Origin of the sequence: Amycolatopsis sp. WAC 04169 (genome assembly GCF_003947535.1) — a bacterium.
Lineage (GTDB): Bacteria > Actinomycetota > Actinomycetes > Mycobacteriales > Pseudonocardiaceae > Amycolatopsis > Amycolatopsis keratiniphila.
The window spans coordinates 142,212-158,506 of record NZ_QHJI01000008.1; the positions used below are offsets into that span (position 1 = coordinate 142,212).

At 68.8% G+C, this 16,295-nt stretch carries 12 protein-coding genes; 8 read left to right on the forward strand and 4 right to left on the reverse strand.

Annotation, left to right across the window (positions count from 1 at the left end):
- Positions 1–331 precede the first annotated feature (331 nt).
- The 3 genes from eccB to DMC61_RS22970 all read left to right on the forward strand — a co-directional run bounded on the left by eccB (position 332) and on the right by DMC61_RS22970 (position 3,479).
- Positions 332–1,942: a type VII secretion protein EccB gene (gene eccB / locus DMC61_RS22960; RefSeq protein WP_125691144.1), complete on the forward strand. Its 1,611-nt coding sequence runs from the start codon at positions 332–334 to the stop codon at positions 1,940–1,942.
- Positions 1,943–2,010: 68 nt separating this feature from the next.
- The gene (locus DMC61_RS22965) at positions 2,011–2,325 is read left to right on the forward strand and encodes a type VII secretion target (RefSeq protein WP_016331105.1); all 315 of its coding nucleotides are present in this window, start codon (positions 2,011–2,013) and stop codon (positions 2,323–2,325) included.
- A 5-nt stretch (positions 2,326–2,330) separates the two neighbouring features.
- On the forward strand, positions 2,331–3,479 hold the full coding sequence (locus tag DMC61_RS22970; protein ID WP_125691146.1) for a WXG100 family type VII secretion target: 1,149 nt from the start codon (positions 2,331–2,333) through the stop codon (positions 3,477–3,479).
- Positions 3,480–3,564: 85 nt separating this feature from the next.
- Here DMC61_RS22970 and mycP read toward each other — a convergent pair whose 3' ends face one another.
- Positions 3,565–5,208, reverse strand: a complete 1,644-nt coding sequence (gene mycP / locus DMC61_RS22975) for a type VII secretion-associated serine protease mycosin (protein WP_125691149.1) — start codon at positions 5,206–5,208, stop codon at positions 3,565–3,567.
- A gap of 23 nt (positions 5,209–5,231) precedes the next feature.
- On the reverse strand, positions 5,232–6,596 hold the full coding sequence (gene eccD, locus DMC61_RS22980) for a type VII secretion integral membrane protein EccD (protein WP_125691699.1): 1,365 nt from the start codon (positions 6,594–6,596) through the stop codon (positions 5,232–5,234).
- Positions 6,597–7,110: 514 nt separating this feature from the next.
- On the opposite strand from eccD, the gene DMC61_RS22985 reads away from it, so the two are divergent.
- The 5 genes from DMC61_RS22985 to DMC61_RS23005 all read left to right on the forward strand — a co-directional run bounded on the left by DMC61_RS22985 (position 7,111) and on the right by DMC61_RS23005 (position 14,415).
- A complete protein-coding gene (locus tag DMC61_RS22985; RefSeq protein ID WP_016331110.1) occupies positions 7,111–11,118 on the forward strand; it encodes a type VII secretion protein EccC in 4,008 nt (1,335 codons plus the stop codon).
- A gap of 68 nt (positions 11,119–11,186) precedes the next feature.
- The gene (locus tag DMC61_RS22990; protein WP_125691151.1) at positions 11,187–13,148 is read left to right on the forward strand and encodes a type VII secretion-associated protein; all 1,962 of its coding nucleotides are present in this window, start codon (positions 11,187–11,189) and stop codon (positions 13,146–13,148) included.
- A gap of 12 nt (positions 13,149–13,160) precedes the next feature.
- Positions 13,161–13,523, forward strand: a complete 363-nt coding sequence (locus tag DMC61_RS22995; RefSeq protein WP_125691153.1) for a hypothetical protein — start codon at positions 13,161–13,163, stop codon at positions 13,521–13,523.
- Positions 13,524–13,756: 233 nt separating this feature from the next.
- Positions 13,757–14,077, forward strand: a complete 321-nt coding sequence (locus DMC61_RS23000) for a WXG100 family type VII secretion target (protein ID WP_081809631.1) — start codon at positions 13,757–13,759, stop codon at positions 14,075–14,077.
- 53 nt (positions 14,078–14,130) lie between these two features.
- Positions 14,131–14,415 (forward strand): WXG100 family type VII secretion target, encoded by a 285-nt coding sequence (locus DMC61_RS23005; RefSeq protein WP_125691155.1) that lies wholly within the window; start codon positions 14,131–14,133, stop codon positions 14,413–14,415.
- Positions 14,416–14,538: 123 nt separating this feature from the next.
- Here DMC61_RS23005 and DMC61_RS23010 read toward each other — a convergent pair whose 3' ends face one another.
- A complete protein-coding gene (locus tag DMC61_RS23010) occupies positions 14,539–15,294 on the reverse strand; it encodes a DUF4333 domain-containing protein (protein ID WP_125691157.1) in 756 nt (251 codons plus the stop codon).
- A gap of 59 nt (positions 15,295–15,353) precedes the next feature.
- Positions 15,354–16,244 carry a hypothetical protein gene (locus tag DMC61_RS23015; RefSeq protein ID WP_125691159.1) on the reverse strand — a complete coding sequence of 297 codons (891 nt, stop codon included), beginning with the start codon at positions 16,242–16,244 and terminating at the stop codon, positions 15,354–15,356.
- Positions 16,245–16,295 lie beyond the last annotated feature (51 nt).

Sequence of the window (16,295 nt, forward strand, 5' to 3'; positions counted from 1 at the left end):
GACCTCCAGGGCCGCCTGGGCCCCCGGGACCGCGAGGAACACCGGGACCTCCCGGGCCTCCGGCCGGGCCGCCCGGACCACCCGGTCTGCCGGGCCTTGGCGGCGGCCCCGGCGGACGACCAGGAGGTTGAGACCCCGGAGGGCCGGGCGGACGTGGAGGAGTGGTGACGGACATCCGCGCTTTCTCTTCCCCTCGTGCTTGCTGCGTACCCGGAAAGCCGGTCCCGAGGAACTTGACACTAGCTGGAGTTGGTAGAAACCCCACACCAGACGGTCCCCGTACGGCTATCCTGCGGAACCGTACCGCGACGGGGAGGACTGTAGGTCGAGAATGCCATCAACACCGACTACTAAGTCTCAAGTTCAGGCTTATCAGTTCGTCCTGCGACGGATGCAATCCGCGCTGGTCCGTCGCGACGCCGTCATGCTCCACGACCCGATGCGCACGCACACGCGGGCCACCATCGTGGGTGTCGTGCTGGCCGCGCTGGGCGTCCTGGTCTTCCTCATCTGGGGCCTGCTGAACCCGAAGCCCTCCGTGCCGGACGCGGGCAACATCGTCATCGGCGAACAGTCCGGAACGGTCTACGTCGTCGCCGGGAACCCGAAGAAACTGATTCCGACCTTCAACCTCGCGTCCGCGCGGCTGCTGATCATCGCGCAGTCGAAGCAAGGGCAGCAGGCGGGAGGCAAGCCGGCCGGGCCCATGCAGGCGTCGGAAGTGAAGAACCCCACAGTCGTTTCGGATGAACAGCTGAAGAACATTCCCCGCGGCCAGCTCATGGGTATTCCCAACGGCCCGCAGCTGATGCCGACGGACACCCAGCGCGTCTCCCCGGAATGGGGCGTCTGCGACGAGGTCATATACGACTCGTCGATACCCCAGCCGGATCTCTCCAAGACGGAAACGACCGTCTACGCGGGTGTGAAGCAGCTCGGGAACCGTGAGCTCGACCAGAACGAGGCCTTGCTGGCCAAGGGTGTCAACGGCCGGGAGTACCTGATCTACCGGCAGACGCCGGACCCCAACGCCCGGAACGCGAACGCGGTGAAGGCCGAGATCAAGCCCGACGCGAACGCCGTCCGTTCCGCGCTGAAGCTGTCCGACCGGCCCCGCGGTATCTCCCAGGGCCTGCTCGACGCGATCCCCGAGGTGCCGGAGCTGAAGCTTCCGGAGGTCCCGGGCAAGGGCGAGAGGCCCAACTACGAGATCGAGGACATGAAGGTCGGCGACGTCTTCTCGACGGAGCAGGCCGAAGGGCGGAAGGACTTCTACCTCGTCACGAAGGAAGGAATCCAGGCCATCTCGCCGGCGGTCGCCGACATCGTGCAGACCGGGAAGAACGACGGCAGCACGTCGGTCATGTCCGTGCCGCTGGGCAAGATCCGCAACCTCACGCGGGTCTCGCAGGTCGTCGAGCTCGACGCCTACCCGAAGACCGTGCCGACGGTGCTCGACGCGACCCAGGGTTCCCGGGTCTCCTGCCTGCGCTGGTCCATCACGGGCGAAGGCAACGGCCGGGACGGGCACACGGCGGTGTTCGTCGACGACAAGCTGCCGAAGGGCAGGAACGCCGACGGATCCGCGCCCGGTGTCAAGATCGGTACCCCCGGTCCGGTCGGCGCGCCGATCAACAGCTTCTACATGGAGCCCGGCTTCGCGGCCGTCGTGCAGTCGGCGACCGGCAAGGAGACCTTCGACAAGGGGCCGATCCAGCTGATCTCCGATCGCGGGATCCGATATGGCGTCCCTGACGCCGTGACGGCTGATTCGATCGGGCTCAACAAGCGAGTGCCGGCGCCCGAGGCCATCGTCAGGATCCTGCCCACCGGCGCTTCGCTGAACACGCAGGATGTGCTCCGGACGTTCGACACGGTGCCGATCGACGACAGGGCCGGCGCGGTCGCCACGCAGTCGCAGCAGGCACCGGCGGGCAACTGATCATGGGAACCCGCCGGACGGCCCGAGCGTCTCAACGCCCGAGCGGTATCGGGTGAGTGGAGGGTGCAGTGGCCGGCCTGAAGATCGACGGCGACGTCGTCGGTGACTATGCGAAGCGGGTGGACGCGGCCGCCGGAGAGCTCGACCTGGCGGCCGCGGAAGTGACCGGTGAAGGCGTCACCGTCGAATCCCATGGCACGCTGGGCGAGGAATTGGGCCTCGGCGCGTCCTATGGGCGTGCGGCCGAGGCCATCCGGCGTCAGCTGGTGGAGGGCGCGGCCGCGCTGAGGTCGGCGTCCGAGGCCCTGCACACCGTGACCGCGCGGCATGCCGGGCACGACGACGAGGCCGCGCAGATGATCAAGCGCGCCGTGGAGCTCTGAACCGCATGATCGCCGAATCGGAGAACCCGACGGATTCCATCCCGCACCCGATGGCGGCCGCACGCCCGGCTGCCCCCGAACCGCCCCCGAGCGCGATTAGCCCGCTAAACGCGACGGGCTCCGGCGGGGAGGAGCTGGTCGAGGCCGCGGCACCGCATCTCGCCTTCGTTTCGGAGCTGTCCGGCCATCTGGGGCTGATCGATCCGGTCGAGACCTACCTGACCCCGTTGGTGGGGCGCTGGGAGGACTTGAGGAACGAGGCCGACCTCCTCCGGAAAGCGGCGAAGACCGCGGGCAACGTGTCGAAGGAGCTGTCCGAAGACCTCGGGCGCCTCGACGCCGGGTGGTCCGGTAAGGACGCCGACGCGTTCGTCGCGTACATAGTGGACATCCACGCCGCGGGTTCTGACGTCGAAGACGCCCTCACGACGCTGGCGAGTTCGCTCGACGAGCTGGTGCTGTCGATCCGCCGAATCCTGACCGACCTCGTCGAGGTCCTCGTCGACACTGCGGAACTGACCTCCGAGACCGCGATGCTGCCGGTCGGCGGCGTCCGGCGGGCGCGTACCCAGTTGGAGGAGGCGCAGGAGTCGGCCAAGGCGCTCTTCGAAGCCGCTCGCAACGTCCTCGAAGGCTTCGTGCGGTTCTGTGACGGCGTCGACGATCCTGACGCCGGATCGCGGAGTATCGAGATCACTCACCGGTACCCGCAGGAGGAGTTCAAGCTCCACGACAATTCCGAGGCGCAGGGCGCGCCGGTTCAGGAGAAGGCCGCCGACCAGGTCGATTCCGGTGCCGCGTCCGACGAGCAGTCGACGTCTCCGGCCGCGGCCGACGGCAGGCAGACCGGATCGCAGGAACCTCTGACCGAGCAAGGGCAGGCGCTGATCCCGGAGGTCGCGCCCGTTCAGGCCGCTCCGGCGCATGGATCGGGTGTGGCCGGCGTCGGTTCGGCGATGATGCCGATGGGGATGGCGCCCATGATGGGCATGGGTGGCATGGGCGGTGGAGGCCGGACGGCCCACCAGTCCAAGACGCGGCCCGCTTCCAAGCCGTCCGATGTGGTCGGTGAGCCGGGCCAGGTCGTCCCGCCCGTCATCGGTGAGGACGAGACCCCGCCGAAGCCCGCTCCGAAGCACAAGCCCGCCAAGTAGGTGCCCCCAGGGGCCAGAGCGACTTTCGCGGGCTAATCGCGATCCGGGCGAGCCCGGATCGCGATTAGCCCGCGAAACGCAAGTGCTACGGGGTTTTGCGGCCTGGGGAGGCGGTCGGCCGGTTGCGGCGGACCGAGTGCACCACGAACAGCGTGACGAGCAGCGCCACCAGGCCCCCGCCGGTTCCTGCGAGCGCGACGATCATCGGCGCGGGGTCACGGTCGTTCGCGGGCGGCAGGTTCGCGGGCAACTGAACCGGCTTGGCCTTGTCCGCCTCCGACGGCACGATCGCCGTCAGCGCCGCGACCGGGTCGATGACGCCGAAGCCGACGAAGTTGTCCCGTCCGCCCGGCGCCGCGGGATGCTGCGCCGTCTCCTTGATCCGGGTCATCACCTGACGGGCATTCAGCTCCGGGAACTTCTGACGCACAAGTGCGGCCACACCGGCGACGTACGGGGCGGCGAAGCTGGTCCCCTGGATGGGGCCCGGGTCTTTGCCACCCTCGATGGTCAGGTTGGCCAGGCTGCTGGAACCCTCCGCGGGGTCCAGCGAAATGATCTTGGTGCCTGGGGCGGCGACGCTGACCCACGGTCCGTGGACACTGAATTCCGCGACACCACCGGTGTCGTCGATCGCCGCGACCGACAGCACGTCATCGGAGAACCAGGGCGGCGTGACGATCGTTTTGGGAGCCTTGGGATCCGGCTGGTCGTTCTGCGGGCATTTGTCACCGACGTTGCCCGCTGCCGCGACGACGACCACATTGCGCTCGACGGCGTAGTTAACCGCTGCCTGAAGCTCCTGCTCGCCCTTCGTGATGCTCCCAGTGGCCGGGCGACAGTTGTCGACCGACATGTTGATGACGTTGGAGCCTTGCTCGACAGCCCGGACCACGGCCTGGGCGAGCGTTGTCAGCGTGCCCGCGGTCTTGCCCTGCTCCTGCTGACGTCCGCCTTTGTCCTGGCCCGGCGCGGTTCCGCCGCCAGCGCCGTTCCCAGAGGACGGCGGAAGCTGCGACCCCGGATTGTTCGATGAGGGGGGAGGAGCCGAGTTGGACGAAGCCGGCGGCGCCGGCGGCTGTTCCTTCTTCTCCGCTTCCTCGTAGTTCTGGCTGGACTGACGGATCGACAGGATCGTGGCGTCCGGTGCGACCCCTCGGAACCCGATGCTCGCGTCGGGCGGGTTCGCGGCGATGATCCCCGCTACCTCGGTCCCGTGGCCATCACAGTCCTCGAGCCCTGGTGCTTTGCCGCCGCCGGGGGTCGCGACGTAGTCGCCACCCGATTCGACACGACCTCCGAAGTACGGGTGCGCGGAGACGCCGGTGTCGATCACCGCGACCTTGATGCCCTTGCCGACCGACTGCTTGGCGCCGCGCATCAACTGGTGGACCCGTTCGATCTGCAGGTACTGCTGACCCCAGGGCCGGTTCTTGATGTCGACCTGGTCGCCGCCGAGCTTGCTGCGCTGGACGCACTCGGTCTTCTTCTCGTACGTCTTGTCCGGCTTCCCCGAGTCGTTCGGCCTCTTCGACGTATCCACCGGAGGCGGGGTGCCGTAGTAACCGCCTGCGTCCGGCGCGACGCTGCTTTGCTGCGCCCACGCCGGAAGGGCCACCGACGCCGGCGAGAGAACACCGATACCGGCCGCCAGCAGCACCGTTCCGGTACGTCCGGCGAGGCCGAGGTGGCGGACGCGCGTCCCCCTGGACTTCCGCGCTACAGCCATCAGAGCATCATCCGATCGGGTCGTCACTTGAAGTTGAGGTGGCGCAGCGTGGTGTAGAGATCCATGACGCCGAGCGCCAGCGGGAGCACCGTCGCGATGAAGACGGCCTCGAAGATCTCCACCGTCCGCCGCAGCGGCGGCGAGAAGCGCTGGTTCGGGAAGATCACGCCGACCACGAGCGCGCCGGCGCCGATCAGCAGCAGCGCGCCGAACACGAACAGAACGCGGTTCAGCGGGCTCGCCGACCACATCCAGCCGAGCAGGATGCCCGCGCCGGACACCATGCCGGTGGTCAGCAGGGCGATGGCCTGCGCGCCGTTCGCGTACGCGCGCGCCCTGAGGAGCAGGACCAGCGTGGCGATCACGCCGAGGATCGGGCCGAAGACCGTCGGGGAAGTCGAGGCGATGATCGCGAACAGCGCCGTGGCCGCGCCGCAACCGGTCAGCAGACCGGTCATGTACTCGTGGGCGACCGCGGTGCGGCGTTCGATGGCGCGGTAGTCCGGGAAACCCGAGTCTTCCTTGAGCTCTTCGGCGCTGCCGGGGACGTGCGGCGTCGGGAGGGCCGCGAGCTTGATCGTCGCGCGCGGCAGGATCGAGATGCAGGCCAGCGAGAACGCGGTTGCGCCGGCGGCGATCCCGGCGATCGGGGTGTCGATGAGCGTCGCGGCCAGGAACGTCAGCGCCGAGATCGTGGCCGTCGTCGCGGCCGCGATGAAGGTGGTGATCCCGTGCCCGATGACGAGGATGCAGACCGCCGCCACGATGATCACGAGAGTGCTCGCGAGCAGCAGGTTCGCCCACAGGGACAGCCCCGGCACGATGTAGAACCCGCTGACGAAGGCCAGCGGCAGACCGCCTGCTGCGGCGATCAGCACACCGGTCGCCTCGGCCTTGTAGGCCTTGGCGAGGGTCGCGCCGATCGCGACGCACGCGATCGCGCCGACACCGCCGGCGATCGCGGCTGCGAGTGCGTTGCCGCCGTAGAAGGAGCCACTGGTGAAGAGCGCGAGGGCCGCGAAGAACAGCGACAGGCCGCCCGCAATGTGCCCGAAGCGGCGCGCCGTCTCCTTGGTCCACGGACGGAAGCTGTCCGGGGACGACTCGGCGATCGCGTCGACGACGTCGTCGTACAGCGGGGGCGGCGGGTTCTCGTTGCGCTTGCGCAGCTGAAGCAGCTCGCCGTCGACGACACCGAGGGACGCGAGGGTCCGGCTCGGGTCGAGTGGCGCGTCGCCCAGCTTCGCCAGTGCCCAGCCGCCGTGGCGGGCGCCGCCGTCCGGCGTCGCCTCCTTCGCCATCTCCAACAGCATGGGCAGCAGGTCCGCCACCGCGACGTCAGCCGGCAAAGCCACGTCGATCCGGGTGCGTGGCGCGACCACCGTCACCCTGCTGAATACCGTCGTGCCCGTTGCCACTGCCTTCCCCCTGCCCTGAGAGTCTTCTCCCGGGGGAACCTATACCGAACCCGGGTGCCCACATCATCGACTGTCGGAAAAAGACCGGCAAAAGTAGGAGAGGCGACCTGCGAAGCCTCCCTGCCCGGCTGCCGGCGCGTCGACTTTAGCGGGCTAAACGCGATGCGCCTGAGCCCCGGGCACCTGGGGGCCCGGACCGCCGGATCGCGTTTAGGGGGCTAAACGCAAGTGGCGCGTCTGGTCGGCCGGATCGCGATTAGGGGGCTAAACGCACGTCCGGGCGTGTGGGCGCCGGATCGCAGTTAGCCCGCTAAACGCACGTCGGCGGAGCCGGAGCCCTACACTCCCGGCATGCGTATGGTCCCGGTCGGGGCCGTTCTCGGCGTTGTCCGGATTTCGTCGGTCACGTTCGATAGGTTGTCTCGCGCACCCGTACGCGCACCAACGGTGGCCGCCATCGTCGAGTTTGAAGAGGGGTCCTTCGATGAGCACGCTGCAGTTCAAGAAGTCACCGCGCCTGGCGGCGCCGCGGCCGCCGGGCGGCGAGGTGCATCTCGAACCGCCGCCTGAGGTGCCCCGCACCATCCCGGGCAACATCGTCATGAAGCTGCTTCCCGCGGTGATGATCGTCGCCTCCATCGGGATGATGGTCTTCATGTTCACCACCGGTGGACGCAATCCCATGATGATGATGATGGGCGGCATGATGGTGCTCAGCACCGTCGGCATGATGGCCGGCGGCGCGGGCAAGGGCGGCGGCGCCAAAAAGGCCGAGATGGACGAGGACCGCAAGGACTACCTGCGCTACCTCGGCCAGATGCGCGACAGGGCCCGCGAGGCCATGGTCGACCAGCGCGCCGCGCTCGAGTGGGTCCACCCCGACCCGCAGACCCTGTGGTCGCTCGCCGCGAGCCGCCGCATGTGGGAACGCCGCCAGAACGACCAGGACTTCCTCCACCTCCGTGTCGGCCGCAGCTCGCACCGTCTCGCGACGCGGCTCGTGCCGCCGCAGACCGGCCCGGTCGACGAGTTGGAGCCCATCGCCACGCTCGCGCTGCGCCGGTTCGTCCGCGCGCACTCGATCGTCCCGGATCTCCCGACCCAGATCACCCTCCGCGGGTTCGCCGCGGTCAGCATGCAGGGCGACCGCGGCCTGACCCGCGGCCTCACCCGGGCGATGCTGGCCCAGCTGGTCACCTTCCACAGCCCCGACGACGTCCTCATCGCGGTCGCGACGGCGGGCCGTGCCAAGGAGGAGTGGGAGTGGGCGAAGTGGCTGCCGCACGCCCAGCACCCGGCGCTCGCCGACGGTATCGGCCAGCTGCGGATGATGGCGGGCTCCCTCGCGCAGATCGAGCAGTGGCTCGACGAAGAACTCCGTGACCGCCAGCGGTTCTCCCGCAACGCGACGCCCGCCCCGGACCAGCCGCATATCGTCATCATCGTCGACGACGCCGAGGTCACCCGCGAAGAGCAGATCATCCTCGAAGAGGGTCTGGTCGGCGTCACCCTGATCGACCTTTCCGACTCCATCGGCAACCTCGCGGCCCGCCGTGGTCTGCGGCTGGTCGTCGAGGAAGACCGCCTCGGCGCGCGCAGCGCCGGCGGCGTCGAATGGTTCGGCCGTCCGGACACGCTCAGCGTGGTCGAGGCCGAAGCGCTGGCCCGCCTCCTCGCCCCGTACCGCGTCGGCACCGCCGCGCAGGACGCCGCCGAGGAAGAGCCGCTGCTGTCCAACCCCGGTCTGCTCGAACTGCTGGGCATCCCCGGCGACCCGATGACCTTCGACGTTCAGCAGGCCTGGCGCCCGCGCCCGGTGCGAGACCGTTACCGCGTCCCGTTCGGCGTCGGCGAGTACGGCCAGCCGGTCGAGCTGGACATCAAGGAAGCCGCGATGGAGGGCATGGGCCCGCACGGCCTGTGCATCGGGGCGACCGGTTCCGGTAAGTCGGAGTTCCTCCGCACGCTGGTGCTGGGCATGCTCGCCACGCATTCGTCGAGCACGCTGAACTTCGTCCTCGTCGACTTCAAGGGTGGTGCGACGTTCCTCGGCCTGGACTCCGCGCCGCACGTCTCCGCGGTCATCACCAACCTCGCGGACGAGGTCACGCTGGTCGACCGGATGAAGGACGCGCTGGCGGGCGAGATGAACCGGCGCCAGGAGGCGCTGAAGAACGGCGGTAACTTCAAGAACGTCTGGGAGTACGAGAAGGCCCGCGAGAACGGCGCCGACCTCGACCCGCTGCCCGCGCTCTTCATCGTCTGTGACGAGTTCTCCGAGCTGCTGGCCGCGAAGCCGGACTTCATCGACCTGTTCGTCGCCATCGGCCGTCTGGGCCGGTCGCTGCAGATGCACATGCTCCTCGCGTCGCAGCGACTCGAAGAGGGCAAGCTGCGCGGTCTCGACTCGCACCTTTCCTACCGCATCGGTCTGAAGACCTTCTCCGCCGCGGAATCCCGTGCCGCGATCGGCGTGCCCGACGCGTTCGAGCTGCCGTCCGTGCCCGGTGGCGGTTACCTCAAGTACGACACCTCGACGCTGGTCCGCTTCAAGGCCTCGTACGTCTCGGGCCCGTACCGGCCTGCGGGCATCAAGGCCGCCGGCCCGGTCGCGACCGTGGTCCGCGCGGACAAGCGCCCGCAGCTGTTCGTCCCGGACTTCGTCGAACTGCCGAAGGAACCGGAGCCGCAGCAGATCGAGGCCGCGCCGGTGGAAGAGGCCAAGTCGGAGGAGGCCGTCGAGCCCAGCGAGCTCGACGTGATCGTGTCCCGGCTGATCGGCCAGGGCCCGCCCGCGCACGAGGTGTGGCTGCCGCCGCTCAAGGAGCCGAACTCGCTCGACACCCTGCTGCCGAACCTGAACCCCACCGACGACCGCGGTCTTTCCCCGGTCGGGTTCTTCGGCAACGGACGGCTGCAGGTGCCGATGGGCATCGTCGACCGCCCGTACGAACAGCGTCGTGACCTGCTGTGGGCCGACTTCTCCGGTGGTGCCGGGCACGGTGTGATCGTCGGCGGCCCGCAGTCGGGCAAGTCGACCATGCTCCGGACGCTGATCATGTCGATGGCGCTGACCCACACCCCCGAGGAAGCGCAGTTCTACGCGCTCGACCTCGGTGGCGGTACGTTGGCCGGTCTCCAGGGCCTGCCGCACGTCGGTGGCGTGGCCGTCGCCCGGCGCGAGCCGGACAAGGCCCGCCGGATCGTGGCCGAGCTGACCACCCTGCTCACCGAGCGGGAAGGCCGGTTCGGTGCCATGGGCATCGACTCGATGAACGAGTTCCGCAACCGCAAGCGGCGGGGCGAGATCAAACCCGAGGAAGACGCCTTCGGCGACGCCTTCCTGATCGTCGACAACTGGAAGGCCCTGCGGGACGACTTCGACGAGCTGGAGACCTCGATCACCAAGCTCGCCACCCAGGGTCTCTCCTACGGCGTGCACGTCATCATCGCGGCGAACCGGTGGGCGGACATCCGCCCGGCGATCAAGGACATGATCGGTACCCGGTTCGAGCTCCGCCTCGGTGACCCGAGCGAGTCGGACATCGACCGCCGGGTCGCGGTGAACGTCCCGGCCGGGCGCCCCGGCCGCGGTCTCACCAGGGACAAGCTCCACCTGCTGACCGGTCTGCCGCGGATCGACGGGTCGAGCAACCCGGACGACGTCGCCGCCGGCGTCGCCGACGCGGTCGCGAAGATCAAGGCCGCGTGGAAGGGCCGCCCGGCGCCGCAGGTCCGCCTGCTGCCGGAGATGGTCACCTACGACGAGGTCCTGGCCATCGACACCAAGCGCAACACGAAGCTGGTGCCGATCGGTGTCAACGAGGAAGACCTCCAGCCGATCTACCTCGACTTCGCCGCCGATTCGCACTTCTACGCGTTCGCGGACGGCGAGTCGGGCAAGACGAACCTGCTGCGCCAGATCACCCGGGGTATCACCGAGCGGTACACGACGCAGGAAGCGGTCATCATCCTCGTCGACTACCGGCGCACGATGCTCGGCTTCGTCGGTGGAGACCAGCTGCTCGGCTACGCGGTGTCCGCCGCGCAGCTGGACAGCATGGTCAAGGACGTCCACGGGTCGATGACCCGGCGGCTCCCCGGCCCCGACGTCACGCAGGAGCAGCTGAAGACCCGGTCCTGGTGGACCGGTCCGGAGCTGTTCATCATCGTCGACGACTACGACCTGGTCGCCACGCAGACGAGCAACCCGCTGAAGCCGCTCGCCGAATTCCTCGCGCAGGCGAAGGACGTCGGCCTGCACATCGTCGTCGTCCGCCGCAGTGGTGGCGCGAGCCGGGCGATGTTCGACCCGATCCTCGGCAAGCTCAGGGAGATCGCGGCGCCCGGTATGGTCATGAACGGCTCGCGGGACGAGGGCAACCTCGTCGCCAACGTGAAGCCGAGCCAGATGCCGCCGGGCCGAGGCAACCTCGTGACCCGGAAGCACGGCAAGCAGCTCATGCAGGTCTCGTGGATCCAGCCGGACTGACCTCCCGCGGAACCAGGTGAGGGACTGGCCGGGCGTGGGGTGACGACGACGATCTGCGGGAGTGGCTTGTGACAGTGCGGGTTGCGGTGGACTTCGGGACATCGAGCACCTGCGTAGTCGCTTCGATCAACGGCCGCGAGCCGCAGGTCGTCGTGGTGGACGGGCAGCCCTTGATGTCGTCGGCGGTCTACGCCGCGCCGGACGGGACGCTGTTCGTCGGCCAGGAGGCGGAACGGCAGGCGGCGGTGGACCCGTCGCGCTACGAGCCGAACCCGAAGCGCCGGATCGACGAAGGCGACCTGCTGCTGGGCGACAACGTCCTGCGCGTGACCGACGTCGTCCACGCCGTGCTGAAGCGCGCGGTGACCGAGGCTCGCCGGCTCGCCGGTGACGCCGAGGTCGAACTGCTCGTCCTGACCCACCCCGCGGATTGGGGCGCGACCCGGACCCGGCTGCTCCGGCAGGCCGCGAACGGGCTCGCGCGCCAGGTCGCGCTCGTGCCGGAGCCGGTCGCCGCGGCGGTCTACCACGCGGCGACGTTCGCCCCGGCCGATCTCAACTCCGAACGCACCGTCGAGTTCAGCGGCCGCCCCGGCGACGCGCTGGCGGTCCTCGATCTCGGCGGTGGCACGGTCGACGTCTCCGTGGTGCAGCGCATGCCCGGCAGCCCGGCGGATCGCAGTTCGCCCGCTAAACGCGCCGGGTTCCAGGTGCTGGCCACCCGGGGGGATCCGAGCTTCGGGGGAGCGGACGTCGATCAGGCGCTGCTGGAGCACGTGGGCTCGCTGGTGTCGGCCGCCGACCCGCCGGAATGGCGGAAACTCGTCGAAGGCCGCGAACTCACGGACCGGCGGCGGCGCCGCGTGCTGCGGCAGGACGTGCGCGGCGCGAAGGAGACGCTGTCGCGGCACGCGTACACCGACGTCCCGATGCCGCCGCCGTTCGCCGACGCGCATGTGACCCGGGAGGATCTCGAGCGGCTCATCGCGGGTCCGCTCGGGCGCGCGGTCGAGCTGACCGTGGCCGCGATCGGCGATTCCGGGCTGCGGCCGAAGCAGCTGACGGCGATCTTCCTCGTGGGCGGGTCGAGCCGGATCCCGATGGTGTCCCGGCTGGTGCACGAGCGGACCGGGGTCGTCCCCACCACGCTGGACCAGCCCGAGACCGTGGTCGCCCGCGGCGCGCTGCGTGCCGTGCTGATCGACCCGGACCGGACGGGTTCGCTGGCGGGCTCCGCGGTCTCGCGGGTCGGCGGTGCCCCCGCGCCCGTTCCCGCTCCCGCGGACCGGCGCCCCGACGCGCCGCGTCCCCCGTTCCCTCCCGGCCCTCACCAGCCTGCCCCGCCCCCGCAGAGCGCGTTTAGCCCGCTAAACGCGACGCGGCAGCAGGGGCCGCCGTCGCCGCCGATGGGCCAGCAGGGGGTGGCGCCCCCGCAGCCGTGGCGGCCGGGTGAGCCCGCCCGTGAGACCAAGTCCGCCGAGCGTGGCGGGAAGAAGAAGACACCCTGGATCGTCGCCGCGGCCGTGGTGGCCGTGGCGGCGATCGCCGGCGGCGTCCTCTTCGCGGTCAACAGCGGGGAAGCCGAGCCGGAGGGCCGCACGCTCGCCCAGTACGACTACCGCTTCGTCGCGCCGCCGGATTGGACGCAGACCGACGACCGCGTCGCCAAGCGTCAGGTGGTGATCCACCCGAGCGACTCCCTCAACGGGGACGACCTCGTGGTCGCCCAGGAATACGTGATGACCTACGACGCGACGGCCGACAGACAGAAGCTCGTCGACGAACTCGGCGCCGAGGCCCGGGGCAAGCCGAATGTGTACAGCGGCTTCAACGGCGCCGCGGAGTACGCCGGCAAGACCGTCATCCACTACCGCGAGACCAAGCCGGCTGCCCGCGTCGACTGGTATGTCGTCGCTCAAGGAAAGATCCGCGTCCACATCGGTTGCCAGTACGGCACCGGCTCACCGCACGAACAACGGGTGAGCGCGGCCTGCGAGCAGGTCGTCAAAACGATGGTGGTCGTCAACTGAAGGGGGAGGCTCATGCCACCCGAACCCGAGACCGCCGCTGAGCACTTCGCGCGCACAGGACGCGACGCGGTCACCTATGCCCGGCAGGTCGCCCGTACGGCCAAGGCGCGCTACGAACGCCGCCGGGGTGAGAACGCCGAACTCGCGAAGCAATTCGGCAAGGGACGGCTCGCGGGCGGCGAGGCCGCGCCGACCCCTGCCGTGCTCCGGAACGCCGCGAAACGGTTCCGCGCGGGCGCCGGTCTTCCGGTTCCGGCGTTGCCGTCGGCGGCGGATTTGGTTCCCCTTCGGCCGGAACCCGTGTCCAGACGGCCACGTGTGGGTGACGACGACGAGGACTTTTCGCAGTCGCGAATCATGAGCCGCGGCGATTGACCGGCCACTGTGCATTCGCTAAATCCCGTGGTGGAAGCCCTTTTCCCGGCGTGAATCGCAGCGCGCGCGCCGGATTCCCGATGGCGGTTCCCGCCGGGAGCGTTAACGCAAGCAACTACTTGAAACCAACGAGCGACAAGAGGGAACCAGACGTGGCAGTGTCTCCGTCGTAGGTCCGTACCAAACGAACTTCACCGAGTACGGATAAACCACGAACGAAGGGGGTAGCTCCCATGGCTGGCGGATTTACCGGGACAGTTGAGCAGTTCACCGAGGCCGAGAAGCGCGTGACCGAGGTCCGCGTTTCGATGGACCAGAACCTGAGCAAGCTTCGCGACAACATCGAGGCCACCCGCGCGGGCTGGACCGGCGACGCGGCGCTCGCGTTCAACAACGTGATGGAGCGCTTCGACCGGGCGGGCCGTGGGCTCAACCAGGCCCTCCAGAACATCGGTGACCTGCTCGAGCAGGCCGGTTCGAAGTACAACGCGACCGAGCAGCAGCAGCAGGAGCTCATCAAGTCGGTCAACCAGGGCTTCGGCGTCCTCGGCTGATTCGGCTACACCGCACCAAAAAACCAAGACTTTTCTGATAACTGGAGGAATTCATGGGCGAGATGAAGGTCGATTACGCCACGATCCACGCGGCGGCCGACGACTGCAAGAACACCGGTGGCGAGCTGGAGTCCCTCTTCGGGCAGCTGAAGAGCGACCTGTCCCCGCTGGTCAACACCTGGGACGGTGACGCGAAGGTCGCGTACATGGCCGCTCAGCAGGAGTGGGACAACAAGTTCGAGGAGCTCAAGCAGCTGCTCGCGCAGGTCGCCGGCGTGCTGCCGCAGCTGGCCGACGGCTACCAGGCCACGGAACAGGGCGTCACCGGCCTGTTCTGAGTCTCCCGGCTCCGAACGAGCAACGGCGGGCAGGCATCTTCGGATGCCGAGCCCGCCGTTTCGTTTGTGTCAAAGGAAAAGCCGCGACGGGATCGTCGCGGCTTTCCTGTCCTGAGGAGAGGCTCAGTGCGGTGCGCCGACCTCGAACTCCGGGGAGGTGTTGAGCACCCGGACGGTGACCTTCTTCTGCTGTCCCGCCATTTCGATCGTGCAGTCGAACGTGGTGCCGTTCTCCACCGGCTGGCCGGACGGACAGGTCACGTTCTTCACGTCCGGCTCGCCGTAATGCTCGTTGAGCACACGGACGACCCCGTCCTGGACCGACTTCTGATCGAGGGTGTCACCCGCGAACGCGCCGAGCAGCCAGGCCCCGACGCCGCCCGCGATCACGACGGCCGCGGCGATCCCGCCGATCAGCAAGGTCTTCTTGGAAGCCTTGGGTTTCTTCTCGGGTTCCGTGCCGAAAGCACCGAGCCCGCCGTACTGGGAAGGCTGTGCCTGCTGGACGGGCTGGAACCCGCCGCCGTACTGCCCCTGCGGGGGAGTGCCCGGACTTTGTTGCTGTGCCTGCCAATCCTGCTGCGGTGGCATCGGCTGCTGCTGTTGCGGCTGCCACGCCGTGCCCGGCGCCGGAGCGGCGCTTTGCTGCCAGGGGCCGGAAAAGGAACCGGTGACACCGGGCTGCTGCTGCCACTGCCCCGTGTAGGAACCGGTGGTCGCCGCGTTCGGGTCGTTCTGCTGCCACTGCCCGGAGTGCGGTCCGGTCGCCTGGCCTTCCTGCTGCCAGCCCTGCTGCTGGTTCGCGGGATTCGACGGCGGCTGCCACCACTGCTGCGGCTGTTGTGGTTGCTGCGGCTGCTGTTCGGGCGGCTGGCTCATCGGTGGTCACCTCGGAACGGGGAGGACTTCACGGCGTCGGGACGAAAGCGGGTCATGCCTCAGACGCCCTTCAACTCGTTGAAGCGGCGGTTGAAGTCGTCCTTGGCCGCCTTGTCCGGCAGCACGGTGATCTGCGAGGCGTCCGGCAGCTTCGGCAGATCCTGCGTGCTCGCCTTGCCGGTGAAGCGGAAGTCGTAGCGCAGCTCTATCTTGTGCCCGCCGCCCTCGATCTTGGCCTCCATCACGATCTGGCTCAGCGTCCCGTCCGGGTTGAGGGAGACGGTGGTGCGCACCGGGGCCTTCTTCATCTCGGCCGTGACCGCGCTGCTGATCGACGTCGGCAGGATCTCCACCCGCCGCTCCATGAACTTCCCGAACGGGATGTCAGCGGTCAGCTCGATCCGGTTCTCCGGAAGGCTTTTGGCGCCCTTCACGATCTTCTTGTCCGCGTTGTAGGACACGGCGATCGCGTCGGCCATCTTGCAGGCGGTGATGATGCCGACCCACGCGCAGGGGATGGTCAGCCCGGCTTCGGACTTCGGCATCGAAACCCACGGCGTCGGGGCGAGGCTCTTGTAGACGGGGCCGAGGTACACGTACTCGACGGTCCCGTCGCCCGGGGTGTACCAGTCGATGCTCTCGTCCGGGTTCTTCTGCGAGCGCTGGCGGCTGACCCGGCTTTCCGGCGAGCCGGTGCGGGCCGAGGAGATCGTGCTGCGGATGTACTTCTCGTCGAAGCGGAAGTAGGCACCCGACTCGCTGGTGACGTCGCGCTGGTCGCCGATGGTGTCCTGCAGCTTGTTCATCGCCGTTTCGAACTTCGTGCCGACGTAGGTCGCCGCGTCGTCGCCCTTCGGCACGGCCGTGCCCGCGCGCCCCTGGCCGCAGGCGGTGGTCAGCGCCAGCACGGCGCTCAGCACGCACAAGATGGTCGTTGGACGTTTGTTCATCGCCGTTCCCCTGATCGAGTCCCCCGCGCGCGGTGCGCGTCCGGATCGTCT